Genomic DNA, 13,648 nt, shown 5'->3' with positions numbered 1-13,648 from the left:
GTCAATCCGGGCTACAAGTCACTCCAGATACGTCGTCAGTTGCGCGCCCTCATCCGCCACGAACACGGCGATCAGTTCGGCCGGCTCCGTGGTGCTGGCGTTGGCAGAGACCAGATGCGTCGCGCCCGGCGGCTCGAAGAAGGACTGGCCGGCACCGAACGTCTCGACCGGGCCGCCGCCGAGCTGGGAGCGGATCTCGCCTTTGGTGATGTAAGCGGTCACCGAGCCGGCGTGCCGGTGCGGTCGCGAAAACCCACCTGGACCGTAGAACACGCGCACGATGGTGACGCGCTTGCCCGGTACGTTGGGCAATGCGTAGGAGCCGATCGGCTCGACCTTGTCGAGCGGCGAGCTTTCCGCGGCCGAGGCGCAGAGCGGCGCGAGTGCGCCTGATACGGTGTCCATCGTCACCGGCAGCACCTTGCCGATCGCAAGCGCGCAGACGAGTCCACCGACAACGGCCACCGTCGTCGAGCGCAATGGCACAGGGCGCGGCACGGTGACCAAATTCATTGCAGTCATGATAACCTCCCCTCGTTGCAATCAGGACGCCGCGGCATTCGCCGCGATCGGCCGCTTGGCCGGCGTCCAGCGATAGGCCGCACCAAACCGATTCCAGACGTTGATCGAGGCGATTGCTGAGGTCAGGTACATCAGCTCGGTCTCCGAGAATTCACGCTGCACCTCGGCGTAGACCTCATCGCCGAAGCCGTCGGCAAGCAGGGTCAATGCCTCGGCCCAGGCCAGCGCGGCGCGCTCGCGCGCCGAGTAGATCGGTGCCTCGCGCCAGACCGCGACCAGATGGAGCTTGTCCGCGGGCACACCGAGCCGCTCCGAGAGAAGGATATGATGCTGCACACAGAAGGCGCAGCCGTTGATCTGCGAGGCACGCAGCTTGACCAGCTCGAGAAGCTGCTTGTCGAGGCCGGCCTTGGCCGCAACCTGGCCCAGCGCAAGCACCAGATCATAAGCGTCCGGCGCAATCTTCTTGAAATCCTCGTACTCGCTGCGGGCGTGTGACATTGCCGTTCACCTCGTGCTATTGTAAGAATGCTGATATATTATAAGAGCCATTACATGTCGCGCAAGACTGTCAACGTCACAAGGTCGCAACCGGGGCGGACGACGCCCGAGCCGGCCAAGCATAGCCGGGCGCACGTGCCCGCCCCCGGCGAAGGCAAGCGCGGCGAGCAAGGTTATCTCGGCTATCTCTTGCGTCAGGCCCACGCCGCGGTCCGGCTGAAGATGGAACGCACGCTGGCTGATCTCGGCGTCACCTCGCCGCAGTTCGCCGTGCTGACCATGCTGAACGCCTATCCGGGACTATCAGGCGCCGATGTCGCCCGCCTCACCTTCCTGACGCCACAGACCGTCGGGGTGATCATCCGCAACCTCGAGCGCGACGGCGCGATCCTGATGACGCCGCATCCAGTCCACGGCCGCATCCAGCAATGGACGCTGACGCCGCGCGGCGCGGCGCTGCTCAAGGCGTGCCGGGACCGCGTGCTCGAATTGGAGAAGCGCCTGGTGACAGGGCTCGACGGCAAGGCTGAAGTCACTGTCCGCCGCTGGCTTGCGGGAGTCGCAGCCGATCTGCAGGAGGAGGCCTAGTCGCCTCCTCCGTCGCCGCCGTCACCATCTCCAATATCGCCGAAGCCGAAGTCGCCCTGGAAGCGAACCGACCATAAACGGACAGGCTTAAAGTTTGGGGTTTAAGAGGCTGTCCTATCCGCGCTTCAACGCATTCTTAACCTCGCCATCCGGCCACACCTCGCCCGCCGCAATGACCCGCACCCGGCTTCGGTCCGCAGCGTTGACCAACACATGCGAACTCATCCGGTCGCCGCTCGGCTCCAGATCCAAATCCGTTTCAGGCTTCCAGCTCAGCGTCGCCGCGAGATCGCCGGGAAAAATCTGCCAGCACGATCCGTCGTCGAGCTCGACGACATGGCTTTCCGCATGCGCGCGTATCTTCATCCCACCCCGAAGTCTCGTTGAAGAAGGCGAGCCCCGGCGACCGGCCGGAGCCCTGCCTCATCTCATCCTCTTCCAATGTGAGCGGAAGGAATGCGGGGCTGCGACACTTTGTTCCGGGGAACATGGCGTCGAAAGCCTGTTCCTCCTGTTCCAGGAACCAGCTCACAGGGCGCCGCGTTTCCAGCTACAATAGCCGCATGAAACACGCTGATTCCTCGGCCAATCGCATCACCCGCCGCGCCGTGCTCCAATCAACGCTGGGCGCAGCCGCTCTGCTCGCAGTCCCGACGAACGTCTTCGCGTCGCCTCCCGGCTTCGACGAATGGCGCGAGGGTTTTCGCGCACGCGCAATGGCGAAGGGCATTTCGGCGGCGACCTGGCAGCGCGCGATGGCGCGGGTCGAGCCGGACATGAGCGTGTTCAAGCAGATGCGCAACCAGCCGGAATTCCACGAGCAGGTCTGGCAATACATCAACCGTCGCGTCTCCGACTGGCGCATCATCAACGGCAAGATCGCGCTGAAGAAAAACGAGGCGCTGCTTGCGCGCGTCGAACGCGATTTCGGTGTCGAGCGCGGCACGCTGCTGGCGCTGTGGGGCGTGGAGTCCGCCTACGGCGATCCGCTGGTGCAGCAGAACCACATGACGCCCGTTTTTCCCTCGCTCGCCGCGCTCGCCTGGAACGAGCCGCGCCGCAAGGCCTATTGGGAGGCCGAGCTGATCAATGCGCTGCGCATCGTCGACAAGGGTTGGAGCACACCGGAGGAGATGCAGGGATCCTGGGCCGGCGCCATGGGCCATTCGCAATGGATGCCGGAGGTCTGGCTCAATGTCGGCATCGACTACGACGGCGACGGCAAGGTTTCGCCGTTCGGCAAGCCCGATGACGCGCTGGGCTCGACGGCAAAGTATCTCGTCAATCGCGGCAAGTGGCATCGCGGCGAGCATTGGGGTTACGAGGTCCGCGCGTCCAGCGAGATGAGCGGCAGCCGCACTTATTCGGCGTGGCAGGCAGCCGGTGTCACTCGCGCCGACGGCCAGGCATTTCCGCAGCCGAACGCATCCGCACAGATGTGGACGCCGGTTGCGGGCGGGCCGACGTTCCTGCTGGGCCCGAATTTCTATTCGGTGAAGAGCTACAATCCCTCGATGAATTATGCGCTCGCGATCTGCCATCTCGGCGACCGCTGCCTGGGCGCGCCGCCGTTCATTCAGCCTTTCCCCGGCTCCGAGCGTGTGCTCACGCTCGCCGAGGTGCAGGAAATGCAGACGCGGCTGACCAAGGCCGGCTTTGATACCGGCGGCACCGACGGCCGCGTCGGCAATGACACCATGAAGGCAATTAAGGATTTTCAGCAGCGCGCCGGGATCACGCCCGCCGATGGTTATGGCGGGCTTAAGGTGCTGGCGAAGCTGCGGCAGGGATCGTAGACGGCCTCAGTGCCGATACTGGGGCTCCTCGGCGTCGAGCTGGCGCCGGATCGCGGCGAGATGCCGTCGCGCGGATTCGGAATCGCCTTCACGCATCTGCTTGTAGGTTGCAGCCGCAATCGCGGGATCGACCGGTTGCACCTTTCGCCCCGTGGACATCGCCAGCACCTGCACCTCGGCGGCGCGTTCCAGGTAGTAGAGATCGTCCCAGGCTTCCGCAATCGTCGGCGCCAGCACCATCACGCCGTGATGCTTCATGAAGATGATGTCGGCATCGCCCACGGCGGAAGCAATGCGTGCGCCTTCGCGGTTGTCGAGCGCGAGGCCGTTATAGTCGCGGTCGACCGCGGTGCGGCCGTAGAATTTCAGCGCGGTTTGTCCGGCCCAGATCAGCGGATCGCCCTCGGTCATCGACAACGCCGTGGCGTAGGGCATGTGGGTGTGGAAGGCGACTTTCGCGCGCGGCAGGCGCTTGTGCATCTCGGCGTGGATGTAGAACGCGGTCGCCTCGGGCTCGCCTTCGCCATCGAGCACGTGGCCGTGGAAGTCGCAGATCAGCAACTTTGACGCGGTGATCTCGCGGAAGGCGTAGCCATAGGGATTGACGAGGAACAGATCGTCATGGCCCGGCACGACGGCCGAAAAATGGTTGCAGATGCCCTCCTCAAAGCCATTCCGTGCGGCCATCCGGAAGCAGGCGGCGAGATCCTCGCGCGCGGTGCGGATTGCATCGGTCGCGAGGTCCGGCCGGTTCGAGCGAACGGCTGCGGGTGCGGAGGCATGAAGGCTGTGTGCCATGGCGAAGGAAACCTCTTTCAGGCAGGAGACGGCAGCGTTTTACAGGGCCCACGCCTGCGCGTCAGCCCCGCTGGCCGCCACCCTGCCCTGCGCGTCTCACGCCCGCCGCGGGACGCCGCCGGCATTCATGCCGCCGTCGATCACGAGCTCGCTGCCGGTGACGTAACGCGAGGCATCTGACGCCAGATACAGCACGCCGGAGGCAATCTCCGCAGCCTGGCCGGCGCGGCCGAGCGGGGTTGCGACCTTGGCGCGCTCCTCCGGATCGATCGGCGCGTTCTGACCTGCGCCAGTCGCGCCGGTCGGGATCTTGCCCCAGATCGGCGTGTCGATGATGCCTGGATGCACGGAGTTGACACGGATGCCATCGCCGGCCGCCGCGCACTCCATTGCGATCGACTTGGCGAACAACCGCACGCCGCCTTTGGTCAGCGAATAGGCTGAAAGGCCGGGTGCGCCGCGCAGGCCCGCCAGCGAGGACATCATGACGATCGAGCCGCCGCCAGTCTTGCGCATCAAGGGCAGGCAATGCTTCACCGAGAAAAACACGCCATCGAGATTGATCGCATTCTGCTTGCGCCAGTCAGCGAGCGTCATGTCGACGATCGAGGGCACGGCAATGCCGATACCGGCATTGGAGACCAGGATGTCGAGCCGCCCGTAGCGCTTCGCGATCTCGGCGACGATCTCGATCCAGCGCTCCTCGCTGGTGACGTCCTGCTCCAGAAAGATCGCCTTGCCGCCTGCCTGGATGATGCGCCTGGCGAGCTCGGGGCCGCGCAGCTCGTCGATGTCGCTGGCGATCACGGTGGCGCCCTCGCGCGCGAACAGCTCGACGATGGCCTCGCCAATGCCCGACGCGCCGCCCGTCACCAAGGCGACCTTGGCCTCAACCTGCCCCGCCATGTTCACTCCCTTTTTTGTTGTTTGAGGCCGTTATCTAATCACGGATGGTCCCTGGTCCGGTAGCGCGACGTCGACGACGCGAAACTGCACGCGCTCGGCGCCCTGATAGCGATCGACCGACAAGGAGCCCGCGACATGCAGCTGCTGGCCACGATTGGCGAGCAGCGCGTTGCCGAGCTTTTGCCCGACCGAGCGGAACGCGATGCCGTTGACGATGGCGCCGTCCCCCGACTTGAAGCGGAGCCTCAAATGGGCCTGTCCCACCTCGTCGGCAAAGACGAGCTGATGCGCCGGCAGCGCCAGCACGGCTTCCGGATTGCCGCTGCCGAAGGGACCTGCCCGATTGAGCGTGGTCGCAAGCTCCGTCGTCACCGCGCGCGCCGAGATCGCGCCGTCGATGTAGAGTTCGTTGACATGCCGCGCCTCGGCGACGTCCTGCGCCAGCGCGTTCTCCAGATAGGCGCGGAATTCGGCGAGCTTCTCTTTCCGCAGCGTGACGCCCGCGGCCATCGCGTGGCCGCCGCCCTTGAGCAGAATGCCATCGGTGACCGCCTGCCGCACCGCCTTGCCGAGATCGACGCCGGCGATCGAGCGGCCTGAGCCGGTGCCGATACCGCCGGGCTCGAGCGCAATGGCAAACGCGGGCCGCGAGAACTTCTCCTTCAACCGGGAGGCGACGAGGCCGACCACGCCGGGATGCCAACCTTCGGACGCGGTAACGATGACGCCGAGCTTGTCTTCCAGCCCGATCGAAGCGAGCGCCTCGGCTTCGGCCTGCGCTTCTGCCGCCTGCTCGATGACGCGGCGCTCGCTGTTGAGACGGTCGAGCTCGGCGGCGATCCGCGCGGCCTCGACGCCGTCGCCCTCGAGCAGAAGCCGAACGCCGAGATCGGCGCGGCCGATACGGCCGCCGGCATTGACGCGCGGTCCCAGCATGAAGCCGAGATGCCAGGCCTCGGGCGGGCCATTGAGCCGCGCCACGTCCATCAGCGCGGTGTGGCCGACATGGTCGCGCCGCCGCATCGCGATCAGCCCCTTGGCGACGAAGGCCCTGTTGAGGCCGATCAATGGGGCGACGTCGGCGACGGTCCCAAGCGCGACGTGATGGAGCATGCCGAGCAGATCGGGCTCGGGCATCTCCGCGTTCCAGAAGCCGCGCTGGCGCAGCTCGCGATTGACGGCGACGAGCGTGACCAGCACGAGGCCGACGGCGGCGAGATGGCCGAGCCCGGAGAGATCGTCGAGCCGGTTCGGATTGACCAGTGCATCGACCTCCGGCAGCTCCGTGCCGGCCTGGTGATGGTCGATCACGACGACGGACATGCCGAGCCGCCTGGCTTCGGCCAGCGGCTCGATGCTGGTGGTGCCGCAATCGACGGTGACGAGCAGCGTGGCGCCCTTGGCCGCCAGCCCGCGGACGGCTTCGACATTGGGACCGTAGCCCTCGAAAATGCGGTCGGGAATGTGGATCAGCGGATCGAGCCCGCAATGGCGCAGATGCCAGGCGAGCAGCGCCGCCGAGGTCGCGCCGTCGACGTCGTAGTCGCCGAAGATCGCGACCGTCTCGCCCTTCGCGGCCGCATCGGCGATCCGCCTCGACGCGGCCTCCATCTCCGTCACAGTGAACGGATCGGGCAACAATTTTCGGATGGTCGGATCGAGGAAGTCGGGCACCGCGTCGATGTCGATACCGCGGCCGGCCAGCACCCGCGCCAGCAGCTCCGGCAGCTGGTGACGCTGCACGATGGCAAGCGCCGTGGCCGCGCCCCGCGCATCCAGCCGGTTGCGCCAGAGCTTGTCGGTGAGCGAGCGCGCCACGCCCAGGAAGGCCTGGGGCATCTCGACGGGCAAGGCGGTGGCGGGCGGCGTCATGATTGAGAGGGTCTCGGGACTCTGGCCCACGCGATTGCGCGGCGTCCAGCTGGCGAAGGGATTGGCCGGCAATCCCCCGGGAATTGCAACGGCAGCGGCGCATAAAGCGGTGGATGGCCCGGCCGGCGTGACTACCATTTAGGCACTCCGCCGAACAGCAAATTAAGCAGGCGTTAGGTTGAATCCTAGAAAAAGACTCGTATTCGATCTGTAATTTGTTGTCCCGGGTTCGTTGCAGATCAGGCCTCATTGCCAAGGGAAGTTCCCCGATGTCCGCTGCGCTGGGTCTGAAAACCAAGCCGACCACCACCGAACCGGACGACGACGATGATTCCGACATCTCCGCGCTGATCAATCGCCTGACCGCGGAGGTCAACCAGATCGCGGTCGACAAGACCAAGTCGATCCAGCAGATCACCAACCAGATGAAGATGCTGGCGCTGAACGCGCTGATCGAAAGCTCGCGGGCCGGCGCGCAAGGCGCGGGCTTCGCCGTGGTGGCGCAGGAGGTGCGCGGCGTCGGCCAGCAGGTCGAGACCATTGCGCGCGAGCTCGAGACACAGCTGACGAAACGCACCGGCGATCTCGTCGCCTCGATCGACCGCATGAGCCAGCGCTCGCGCGGCGAGCGCATGATGGACCTGTCGCTCAACGCGGTCGAGCTGATCGACCGCAACCTCTATGAGCGCACCTGCGACGTGCGCTGGTGGGCGACCGATTCCGCCATGATCGATTGCGCGGCCTCGCCTGCGCCGGCCGCGGTCACCTACGCCTCGCAGCGCCTCAGCGTCATCCTCGGCGCCTATACCGTCTATCTCGACCTCTGGCTCTGCGACCTCGACGGCAACGTCATCGCCAACGGCCGCGCCGACCGCTTTCGCGTCGTCGGCCAGAACGTCGCCCACACCAAATGGTTTCGCGAGGCGAAAACCTTGCGCTCCGGCGACGACTATGTCGCCGGCGACATCGAAAGCCAACCGCTGCTCGGCAATGCCCAGGTCGCGACCTACTGCGCCAGCGTCCGCGCCGGCGGCCAGGTCACCGGAGCGCCAGTCGGCGTGCTCGCCATCCATTTCGACTGGGAGCCGCAGGCGCGCGCCATCGTGCAGGGCGTGCGCGTCGGCGACAACGACAAGGCCCGCGTGCTGCTGGTCGACTCGCATTTTCGCGTGATCGCCGCCTCCGATGGCCAGGGCATTTTGAGCGAGCGCATCTCGCTGTCGCTCAACGGCCAGCGCTCCGGCTTCTACCAGGACCGTTCCGGTTCGATGATCGCCTTCCACGCAACGCCGGGCTACGAGACCTATCGCGGGCTCGGCTGGTACGGCGTGATCGTCTGCGGAGGGTGAGGCCGGAGCCGCCCAACCCCAAACCTTGAAAACAACCCCATGCACAGTAGCCGCGGGGTTGTTTTCATGACGTTTTTGCTTTCGATCTGGCGGGTCGAAAACAAGCCCTGGATTCAGTTTTGATCTCGCCGGGAGCGTCCTGTGAAGGCTCGTTCAAGGCTATCCGCTTCGCCGTCGCACGACTTGAATTTTCTCGTGATGTCGTTTGACACGTCGGGCAAAACACCGGCATTCTGCGATGATGGCAAAGCCTGCGAGGCTCCGAGCCGCTTGCGCGGCAAGGCAGCTGGTCTGGCGCTCCTGCGATGCCTTCATCCTCAAGCTCGGCCCTCCAACACAGCCCCGACGGAGGGCCTTGTGCCGAAGTCCATTGATTCCATCCCGAAGGCAACTCTGGATGGCTGGAGGAGCGAGCTTTCACAATGGTCGTCCGCGGAGATCTTCCGCGTACGCATTGATGAAATTGCCGCGCCAAGCCAGATCCCGCGGCGCGTCTTCTTTCGTCAATCAGGACTGACGTTCTTACGCGATGCCTGGATCGCCTCCAGAGTGTCATCGGCGCTCTCGTCAGAACAAGTTCGATTAGTACCGGACGAACGACCTGACTTCGAGATTCGAAGCGCCGGACGAGTCCTCCAATTCGAAGCCACTGAAGCGGATATGGAGGACCGCCGGCGAGGCGACGAGCCTGACGACGAAGGCTGGCGGCCTGATCCCGTTGAGGAGTGGCGGAAGAGATTTGAGGCGATCCCAGCGGCCCTCGACCGTGTCATAAGTAAGAAGCTCGGCAAAGATTATCCGCCGGGCACAGCTCTGGTCGTGTACGTCAATCTGGGATGCTACGGCGCATACCTAAAGGAAGGAATTCCAATTCTCCGAACCGGCACCGCAGCCGCCAAAGATAGATTCAGCGCTGTGTTCGCGATGTGGGAGGGCGTCCTCTACAAGTTTTGGGAGAACAGCGCTGCTGTCTCCGAGCAATGGCCGTACGCCCGCCCGGACGACATCTAGCGATACATCTAAGAGCCGAGGGCACGCGACAAGGCCAAGTGACGAATGGCGAAGCAACCATGGAAGCGACAATGTCCAAACCTCCCCTTTCCGACCCCGTCGCCCGCGCCGCCTCCGACAGCACGGGAAGCGCACCGCGCGACGGCTTTGCCGATCTGGTGCCAGAACTCAGCGTCTCGAACATCCAGGCTAGCCTGTCGTTCTGGCGAGACCTGCTCGGGTTCGACATCGCCTATGATCGTCCTGGCGCCCGGTTTGCTTATCTCGTCAGGGGCCGCTTGCAAGTGATGCTGTGCGAGCTGAACGGACGCTGGGAGACGGCCGAGATGCAGCGGCCATTTGGACGCGGCATCAATTTTCAGATGGTTGTCGACGGCATCGATCCGATCCTGAGCGCGCTCGATGGAGCGAAATGGCAGCTCTACGAGCCGCCGAACGAGGTCTGGTATCGGGTCGGTGACCGGGACGTCGGGCAGCGTGAATTCCTGGTCCAGGATCCCGATGGCTATTTGATCCGCCTCGTCGAACGCTTAGGGACACGCGCGCCATCGTCATCCGCGCAGCGCTAGGCGCTAGCGGTATCGTTCCCGGCCGTGTGCAACGTTGCAACTCCAAGCGTCTGCGACGGACGTTCGCCGAACATCGCAAGATAGTATCGCGAGAACCGGCCGAGCTCGTAAAACCCCTGCTCCATCGCGACGGCCGCCACGGTGGTCGAGCCAGGTGCGCTCTGCTGCAGGATGGAATGAACGGCGCAGAGCCGCTTGTGCCTGAGGAAGCTGACCGGTCCGAGGCCAAATACTTCATGAAAAGCGCGATGCAGAGTACGCCGCGCGACGCCCAGCGCAGCGCAGACTTCCGACACGTGCACCGGGCGGGTGCCAGCCTCGTCGAGATATTCCTCGGCTCTGCGGATCAGCCGTCTTGCCGAAGGCAGCGAGCCATTGTCGTCGGTCGGCAGCGAGGACATGACGTTGGCGGCGATGCATTCGACGATCGATCGTTTCCAGAAATCGGCGGTCGATGGCGTCAGGCCGGACTTCTGGGTCCGCAGATGCGACATGATCCGAACAAGGCTGCGTGACGCTATTGCGCCGGTTTCGAGGTCCGCGCGGAAATGGCCGCGGCTGCGCCAGGTATCGGGGTCGCTCAACCGCGGCTCGCCGCCAAATAGCGAAGCGACCTCGTTGATGTCGAAGCGCATCGCTGCGTAAGCGGACGCGCCGTGAAAAACCCCGTCATGCTCCAGCAGCGGCGGAATCACGAGCACGTCGTTGAGCTGCATGTCGAACGACCAGTGCGCGACACGATCTTCGGCTGCGAGAAGCATCCCGATGATCAGTTTGTCGTCGCTGGAAACACGCTGCGTGCGCATGCCGACGTTGAAGGTGCCGATGCTCAGCGAAAAATCGTCGATGCCGATATGCGACAACGTTCCGCGCAGCCGCCCGCGGCCGAGCTGCATCACATCGACATGCGAGCCGTGAACGGCCTGACGAAGTCCTTCGAAACCGTCCAGCTTTCTCGAATCAACCAGAAGGAATTGCCCCATGGTTGTACCCTGTTGCTGAAGCGCGACAATTCTGCGGCAGGTCGCAACAAAGTGCCACCACAACGCGAGGCGGGTGCGACAATCTGCCTTCGCGTTTTGAGACAAACGCTATCGAAATCCAGCAGGCAAATTTGACTGCATTTCGGCTTAATTTCAGTGGTTTGCGACGTGGGTCGTTTGGTCTCACCCAGTGCTCCTGCGTACTGGCACAAACTGCACATCACAGCCGTCCAATCTTCGGATACCGTTTGCAACCTCAGCGGTATCGACCCAAAGCGCTCTGCGGATGGCAGAGCGCACGCGGCAGGGTTTTGCCGCCTGCTCGAAAGCGTGCGCGCGAGGGGAAAAAGATGTCGACGCAATGAAGCGTCGTCCTCTCCTCCAAGCGCCAAGAAAGAGGGACCGGACAATGCGTCCAGCGTACCGGGCAATGGGCCGTCGACGACCTCTGCCAAGGTCTTCGCCGTAGCATCGGGTGGAATACGCGTATCGGAGTACCACCATGTTGCGCGCGGATCTCGATCACTGCGAGTGGTTGCCGGATGATGTGAAGACCGGCGAGATGGTCTTTATTCCCGGCGGAACCTTTCGCATGGGGTCCGACCATCATTATCCCGAGGAGGCGCCGAGCCATCGCGTCTTCGTCGACAGCTTCTGGATCGACCGTACGCCGGTCACCAACCGGCAGTTCAAGCAATTCGTCAACGCGACCGGCCATGTCACTGAGGCGCAGATCGTTCCTGATCCCAGGAACTATCCCGGCGCGCTGAAAGAGATGCTCTATGCGGGATCGCTGGTGTTCTCGCCCCTGCCCCGCATCACCGATCTCACCGACTGGAGCCAATGGTGGTCCCTCCTGCGGGGCGCCAACTGGCGCCATCCCTACGGCCCCGGCAGCAACATCAGGGGTCTCGACGACCATCCGGTCGTGCACATCTCCTACAGTGATGCAGCGGCCTATGCGCGCTGGGCCGGCAAGGATCTGCCGACCGAAGCCGAATGGGAGTTCGCCGCGCGCGGCGGCCTCGACGGCGAAGAGTTTGCATGGGGCGATGCGCTGATGCCGGGCGGCAAGCACATGGCCAACATCTGGCAGGGAAGCTTCCCCGCCCAGAATCTCGGCGAGGATGGTTACGAGCGTACCTCCCCGGTCATGGCCTTCCCGCCGAACGGCTACGGCCTCTACGACATGATCGGAAACGTCTGGGAATGGACCTCCGACTGGTGGACGGCAAAGCACGCCGCCGACGCCGCAAAACCCTGCTGCATCCCCAAAAATCCCCGCGGCGGCGGTGAGGACGCAAGTTACGACCCTCGCCTCCCCGACATCAGGATTCCCCGCAAGGTGTTGAAGGGCGGATCACATCTTTGTGCGCCGAATTACTGCCGCCGCTACCGCCCCGCCGCACGCCATGCGGAGCCGGTCGACACATCGACCAGTCACGTCGGATTCCGATGCGTGGTGCGAGCGGCCGATCCTGATTCAGCGAGATCACCGTCCGCAGGATAGGAGTGCCGGAAAGCTTCAGGAATTTCCCGCCATGTGCCAAGGCGGCGAGCTTCACCATCGGCGACGCCATGGACAAAATCTACGCGGCCAACCCCAACAAGTGAGGCACCGAGACCCGACATGAATGCCGCGCCATCATGCGTGGTCGTGAACAAGTCGACGTTCGCGGGATGCGAACGTCTCGCAAGGTGAGTGAGATTTCCATGCCGGACGGAAGCCCAAGCAAACGCATGGCGGCTCCAGTGTCTCAAGGTGCCGGGACGTCGTCGGCGCGCGAAGGCCTGCTGGATCTCAGGACACGGATCGGAAAGTCGGTGCTCGGTCAGGATCATCTGGTGGAGAGCATGCTGATCGGGCTGCTCGCCAACGGCAATCTTCTGATCGAGAGCCTGCCGGGCCTTGCCAAGACCCGCGCGGTCAAGACGCTCGCCAAGCATCTCGCGGCGGATCTGTCGCGCGTGCAATTCACGCCCGACCTGCTGCCGTCGGACGTGACCGGCGCGGAGATCTATGTCCAGACCGACAAGGGCGGGCAATTCGAGTTTCAGAAGGGACCGATCTTCGCCAACCTCTTGCTCGCCGACGAAATCAACCGCGCGCCGGCAAAGGTGCAATCCGCGCTGCTCGAAGCGATGGAAGAGCGTCAGGTTACCGTCGCCGGCAAGACCTACAAGATGCCCGACCTGTTCATGGTGCTTGCGACCGAGAACCCGATCGAACAGGAGGGCACGTATTCGCTGCCGGAGGCCCAGCTCGACCGCTTCCTGATGCATGTCGTCATCACGTATCCGGACGAGGCCGTCGAAGGCGAGATCATCAAGCTCAATCGCGCGGAGAACGCGCAGAAGCCGAAGGACCGCGCCGCGGAGCTGCCGCCGATCCCGCAACAAGCAATCCTGGACGCGCGCGGCGAAATCGATGGGATATTCGTCTCCGATCTTGCCCAGAAGTATGTGGTGGATGTGATCTACGCGACGCGGTTTCCGGACCGCTACGGCGATCCGCTCGCCAAATGGATCCAGGTCGGCGCCAGTCCGCGTGGCAGCCTCGCGCTCGATCGCTGTGCCCGTGCACGGGCCTGGCTCGATGAATACGAGTTCGTGACACCCGACCACGTACGCGCGGTGGTCCATGACTGCCTGCGGCATCGCTTGATCCTCAGCTACGAGGCAGTGTCGCAGGGCGTGACGCCCGACCAGGTGATCGACAAGATCACCGAACTTGTCGCTGCAGCGTGAGGCCG

General features: G+C 64.2%; 14 protein-coding genes. 7 read left to right on the top strand and 7 right to left on the bottom strand.

Going from position 1 to position 13,648, the window contains the following annotated elements; all coding sequences use genetic code 11:
* Positions 1-18 precede the first annotated feature (18 nt).
* Both ABID58_RS17600 and ABID58_RS17595 read right to left on the bottom strand, forming a co-directional pair.
* Positions 19-522 carry a cupin domain-containing protein gene (locus ABID58_RS17600; protein WP_354033547.1) on the bottom strand — a complete coding sequence of 168 codons (504 nt, stop codon included), beginning with the start codon at positions 520-522 and terminating at the stop codon, positions 19-21.
* A 21-nt stretch (positions 523-543) separates the two neighbouring features.
* A complete protein-coding gene (locus tag ABID58_RS17595; RefSeq protein ID WP_354033546.1) occupies positions 544-1,023 on the bottom strand; it encodes a carboxymuconolactone decarboxylase family protein in 480 nt (159 codons plus the stop codon).
* A gap of 54 nt (positions 1,024-1,077) precedes the next feature.
* Between ABID58_RS17595 and ABID58_RS17590 the strand changes: the two genes are divergently transcribed.
* Positions 1,078-1,611 (top strand): MarR family winged helix-turn-helix transcriptional regulator, encoded by a 534-nt coding sequence (locus ABID58_RS17590; protein ID WP_354033545.1) that lies wholly within the window; start codon positions 1,078-1,080, stop codon positions 1,609-1,611.
* A 114-nt stretch (positions 1,612-1,725) separates the two neighbouring features.
* Here ABID58_RS17590 and ABID58_RS17585 read toward each other — a convergent pair whose 3' ends face one another.
* Complete coding sequence (locus ABID58_RS17585; RefSeq protein ID WP_148753875.1) at positions 1,726-1,977, bottom strand: hypothetical protein; 252 nt, start codon at positions 1,975-1,977, stop codon at positions 1,726-1,728.
* A 197-nt stretch (positions 1,978-2,174) separates the two neighbouring features.
* On the opposite strand from ABID58_RS17585, the gene ABID58_RS17580 reads away from it, so the two are divergent.
* Positions 2,175-3,407, top strand: a complete 1,233-nt coding sequence (locus ABID58_RS17580) for a lytic murein transglycosylase (protein WP_354033544.1) — start codon at positions 2,175-2,177, stop codon at positions 3,405-3,407.
* Between the two features lie 6 nt (positions 3,408-3,413).
* Here the strand turns inward: ABID58_RS17580 and ABID58_RS17575 are convergent, their stop codons facing one another.
* The 3 genes from ABID58_RS17575 to recJ form a co-directional block, all read right to left on the bottom strand.
* A complete protein-coding gene (locus ABID58_RS17575) occupies positions 3,414-4,205 on the bottom strand; it encodes an aldolase (protein ID WP_354033543.1) in 792 nt (263 codons plus the stop codon).
* 96 nt (positions 4,206-4,301) lie between these two features.
* Positions 4,302-5,111 (bottom strand): SDR family NAD(P)-dependent oxidoreductase, encoded by an 810-nt coding sequence (locus tag ABID58_RS17570; RefSeq protein ID WP_354033542.1) that lies wholly within the window; start codon positions 5,109-5,111, stop codon positions 4,302-4,304.
* Positions 5,112-5,141: 30 nt separating this feature from the next.
* Positions 5,142-6,983 (bottom strand): single-stranded-DNA-specific exonuclease RecJ, encoded by a 1,842-nt coding sequence (gene recJ, locus ABID58_RS17565; protein ID WP_354033541.1) that lies wholly within the window; start codon positions 6,981-6,983, stop codon positions 5,142-5,144.
* Positions 6,984-7,252: 269 nt separating this feature from the next.
* On the opposite strand from recJ, the gene ABID58_RS17560 reads away from it, so the two are divergent.
* The 3 genes from ABID58_RS17560 (at position 7,253) to ABID58_RS17550 (ending at position 9,912) form a co-directional block, all read left to right on the top strand.
* On the top strand, positions 7,253-8,332 hold the full coding sequence (locus ABID58_RS17560) for a methyl-accepting chemotaxis protein (protein ID WP_354033540.1): 1,080 nt from the start codon (positions 7,253-7,255) through the stop codon (positions 8,330-8,332).
* Positions 8,333-8,473: 141 nt separating this feature from the next.
* Entirely contained in the window at positions 8,474-9,343 is an 870-nt protein-coding gene (locus ABID58_RS17555; RefSeq protein WP_354033539.1) for a hypothetical protein, read from the top strand.
* 71 nt (positions 9,344-9,414) lie between these two features.
* A complete protein-coding gene (locus ABID58_RS17550; RefSeq protein WP_354033538.1) occupies positions 9,415-9,912 on the top strand; it encodes a bleomycin resistance protein in 498 nt (165 codons plus the stop codon).
* On the opposite strand, the gene ABID58_RS17545 is transcribed toward ABID58_RS17550, so the two are convergent.
* Positions 9,909-10,895, bottom strand: a complete 987-nt coding sequence (locus ABID58_RS17545) for a helix-turn-helix domain-containing protein (RefSeq protein WP_354033537.1) — start codon at positions 10,893-10,895, stop codon at positions 9,909-9,911. The two genes, ABID58_RS17550 and ABID58_RS17545, sit on opposite strands and share 4 nt — an antisense overlap.
* A 502-nt stretch (positions 10,896-11,397) precedes the next feature.
* Here ABID58_RS17545 and ABID58_RS17540 point away from each other — a divergent pair.
* Complete coding sequence (locus ABID58_RS17540; RefSeq protein ID WP_354033536.1) at positions 11,398-12,405, top strand: formylglycine-generating enzyme family protein; 1,008 nt, start codon at positions 11,398-11,400, stop codon at positions 12,403-12,405.
* A gap of 242 nt (positions 12,406-12,647) precedes the next feature.
* Entirely contained in the window at positions 12,648-13,643 is a 996-nt protein-coding gene (locus tag ABID58_RS17535; protein WP_246230153.1) for an AAA family ATPase, read from the top strand.
* The last annotated feature ends 5 nt before the right edge of the window (positions 13,644-13,648 follow it).

It is taken from the genome of Bradyrhizobium sp. S3.2.6 (assembly GCF_040546885.1).
Classification (GTDB): Bacteria; Pseudomonadota; Alphaproteobacteria; order Rhizobiales; family Xanthobacteraceae; genus Bradyrhizobium; species Bradyrhizobium cytisi.
The sequence above is the reverse complement of the archived record's forward strand: the minus strand, read 5'-3'. Positions and strand labels throughout refer to the sequence as shown.

Bases quoted from the DNA above. Each gene is read 5' to 3' on its own strand.
- ABID58_RS17560 (WP_354033540.1), top strand. From the start codon at position 7,253: ATGTCCGCTGCGCTGGGTCTGAAAACCAAGCCGACCACCACCGAACCG.
- ABID58_RS17580 (WP_354033544.1), top strand. From the start codon at position 2,175: ATGAAACACGCTGATTCCTCGGCCAATCGCATCACCCGCCGCGCCGTG.
- ABID58_RS17570 (WP_354033542.1), bottom strand. From the start codon at position 5,111: ATGGCGGGGCAGGTTGAGGCCAAGGTCGCCTTGGTGACGGGCGGCGCG.
- ABID58_RS17595 (WP_354033546.1), bottom strand. From the start codon at position 1,023: ATGTCACACGCCCGCAGCGAGTACGAGGATTTCAAGAAGATTGCGCCG.
- ABID58_RS17590 (WP_354033545.1), top strand. From the start codon at position 1,078: ATGTCGCGCAAGACTGTCAACGTCACAAGGTCGCAACCGGGGCGGACG.
- ABID58_RS17585 (WP_148753875.1), bottom strand. From the start codon at position 1,977: ATGAAGATACGCGCGCATGCGGAAAGCCATGTCGTCGAGCTCGACGAC.
- ABID58_RS17600 (WP_354033547.1), bottom strand. From the start codon at position 522: ATGACTGCAATGAATTTGGTCACCGTGCCGCGCCCTGTGCCATTGCGC.
- ABID58_RS17540 (WP_354033536.1), top strand. From the start codon at position 11,398: ATGTTGCGCGCGGATCTCGATCACTGCGAGTGGTTGCCGGATGATGTG.
- ABID58_RS17550 (WP_354033538.1), top strand. From the start codon at position 9,415: ATGTCCAAACCTCCCCTTTCCGACCCCGTCGCCCGCGCCGCCTCCGAC.
- ABID58_RS17575 (WP_354033543.1), bottom strand. From the start codon at position 4,205: ATGGCACACAGCCTTCATGCCTCCGCACCCGCAGCCGTTCGCTCGAAC.
- recJ (WP_354033541.1), bottom strand. From the start codon at position 6,983: ATGACGCCGCCCGCCACCGCCTTGCCCGTCGAGATGCCCCAGGCCTTC.
- ABID58_RS17545 (WP_354033537.1), bottom strand. From the start codon at position 10,895: ATGGGGCAATTCCTTCTGGTTGATTCGAGAAAGCTGGACGGTTTCGAA.